General features: G+C 47.5%; 3 protein-coding genes. All 3 read right to left on the minus strand.

The features are described from left to right. Window positions 1-61: 61 nt before the first annotated feature. Window positions 62-874: a thioesterase II family protein gene (locus HUW52_RS14020; protein WP_306150365.1), complete on the minus strand. Its 813-nt coding sequence runs from the start codon at window positions 872-874 to the stop codon at window positions 62-64. Further along, complete coding sequence (locus HUW52_RS30380; protein WP_005759447.1) at window positions 780-1,028, minus strand: MbtH family NRPS accessory protein; 249 nt, start codon at window positions 1,026-1,028, stop codon at window positions 780-782. Before HUW52_RS30380 ends, HUW52_RS14020 begins: the two co-directional genes overlap by 95 nt. Before the next feature lie 195 nt (window positions 1,029-1,223). Continuing rightward, on the minus strand, window positions 1,224-1,748 hold the full coding sequence (locus tag HUW52_RS14030; RefSeq protein WP_175553974.1) for a sigma-70 family RNA polymerase sigma factor: 525 nt from the start codon (window positions 1,746-1,748) through the stop codon (window positions 1,224-1,226). Window positions 1,749-2,453: the final 705 nt, after the last annotated feature.

A 2,453-nucleotide genomic window follows, 5' to 3' on the forward strand; every position in this document is an offset into this window, starting at 1 on the left:
TTGGATTTTGCCCATAAAAACTTTGAGGGTTATTGGGATATTAGGCAGCCTCAGGTGGGGCCTAACGCCCCTTTAGCTTATTGACTACGCTGGTAACTACCTGGTGTTCGTGCTGGTTGATGAAGAAATGATTTCCTTCAAACCAATCAAGTGTGAATTCTCCGCCTGCTTCCTTCCGCCATGCCTCAATGCGCTCGGCTGCAATATCGTCTGCCTTGCCCCCGAAAACGTGCAGCGGCATGGAGTAAGGTTCAGAAAATTGGTATTGGAAACTCTCACAGATTCGGTAGTCTGCCCCTAGTGTGTCCAGAGTCATTCTCAGTAACTCATCATTCCCGAAGATCGCTTCCGGCGTACCGCCCAGCCTGCGCAAATCCTTAATCAGCGCTGCGTCATTGTTTTTATCGACAAACCGCTCTCGGAAAAAGCGCGATGGGGCAGGGCTGGCTGATGCGAAAACGGTATTAGGTTCGACATTGCCGAGCTGTCGTTGGCGCTGCACTATTGCATGTGCCAGTAAAGCGCCCATGCTGTGCCCAAACAGTGCATACCTTTCTCGCATTTTCGGCGCTTGCTCTTCACAAATTTGTTCGACGAGTCGGTCGAAGTTCTTTATGAAGGGTTCGCTCAGTCGACTTCCTCGGCCCGGCAGCTCGACTGGTACCAGGCTAATCCAATCAGGTAGTAGTCGACGCCAGCGCAGATACATGTTGGCGCTAGCACCTGCGCAAGGCAGGGCTAGCAGATTGACGTGTTGGATTTTCCTGCTATGCATTCTTTTACCGTTGCGTCGACGGTAGGAGGGTGGTGGTTTGCTCATCCATCCAGGTGCGTAGTGAAAGTGGGCGCATGTCGGTCCAGACTCGCTCGACATATTCCAATAGGGTCTTTTTATCTCCTTTGATGTTATCAACCGCTTTCCAGCCACCAGGAATTGCTTTCCAGTGTGGCCATAGTGAGTACTGTTCCTCATGGTTGATCAGAACAATGAAAGTTTCGTCTTCGCGATCGAAGCAACTCGTAGTCATGTGTAATCTCGCACGGCTATTAGGGGAGGGGCTGCCAACGAGTGGCTTGCCTTAGCATCTAGACGAAACCAACCTAAAATTTGTTTAGATGCCCAACTCTCGCATCTGGCCTTTGGCGTTTTTATCCGCTTGTCAACGTGTGCTTAAAGCTGTGGAAAGGGGTTGCATACCATATTAGGTTGTGTTCAGTGTTACTTAGCGACCTTCCATCATGTCGTTGAAGGGGGCAACGACAACTGCAGCATCCTTGAGCATAAAGTTAACCAGTGTTGCCGAGCATCCTAGCTTTAGTGCTATCTCGCGTTGAGTGAAACCTGCCAGTCGATGCATCTCAAAGGCTGTTCTTGTTCTTTTTGGTAGCACCTTGAGCGCATTATCAATTGCTTCAAGTATTCGGCGATCATGCAAAATTTGTTCGGGTGGAGTTTCATCATAAGGATGCGGAAGTTCGATATTTTCAACGTGAACACGGTATGTCGACTCCACGGTATAGCGACGGTAGTAATCGAGGGCGAGATTTCGTACGACCTGGCAGCAATATGAGTAAGGTTTATCGATCAGGGTTGCACGTAATCCCACGGTCACCTTCAAGTAGGCTTCTTGAATAACCTCATCAGCTAATTCAAATTTTCCGACAATTTTTATTGCGATACTGCGCAATTTTGCGCGGTGTGCAATGAAGACGTCGCCGAGTGAATTTGTAGATAGGTCTAGCGTCACGTGTAGCGCTTCCTTTCGCTGAGTAGCCTGCTTGGCAGGGGTAGGCGGCGGAATTGTTGCCACACTTTTGATCGAAATCAAGCTTTTCTGTAACTAATTGTTACGTGGCTAACTGCTACTATTTATGTGTTTTGTGACCAATGGCTAATTTCAGGTCACATTTTGAGCGGAAGGGGTGGGGCCAGCGAAGCCCAATAATGGGGCACTAAACAAATTTTGAGCTGGATCGTCTTGGTTAGCTACTGGCGTTATATGAACGGTTTTCGCTTGGATTTGCGATTTTTTCTTTCAAGAGGGGGGCGCTTCGTTGATCTATTTTCGGCTCCATTAGAACGATCAAGGAGCTTTCACTGGTGAGATCAATCGGTCAGTGAGCCTTATTTTGACTCATTTTAGGCAGGGGCATCTTCTCTGAGAGGAAAGCTGGAGCAGGCCTGATCAGCCTCGCCACAAAATAAAAAATTGACTTTTGTTTGTTTTTAATATTCGTGATTTTTTTTCGCTTTTTCGGTATGTACATCGTTTGGAATTTCTCTCGAAATTTAGGCTGCTACCGAAAGGCTAAGAATTGCTCGACGGTTTCGGGCGGGATGCTATTTAGCGAAAACGGATAGCTGAGTTTTAGTGATAACTCGTAAAAATGACAAGTATAGAATCCCGACAGTAATTATTTTTTAGCGCCACTTGCGTGGAATAAGGGTATCC

This window comes from Pseudomonas sp. 43A (genome assembly GCF_013363935.1).
In the GTDB taxonomy this organism is placed as follows: Bacteria; Pseudomonadota; Gammaproteobacteria; order Pseudomonadales; family Pseudomonadaceae; genus Aquipseudomonas; species Aquipseudomonas crudilactis.

Excerpts from the sequence above, each read along its gene's own strand:
- HUW52_RS14020 (WP_306150365.1), bottom strand. The coding sequence starts at position 874 with ATGTCGAGCGAGTCTGGACCGACATGCGCCCACTTTCACTACGCACCT.
- HUW52_RS30380 (WP_005759447.1), bottom strand. The coding sequence starts at position 1,028 with ATGACTACGAGTTGCTTCGATCGCGAAGACGAAACTTTCATTGTTCTG.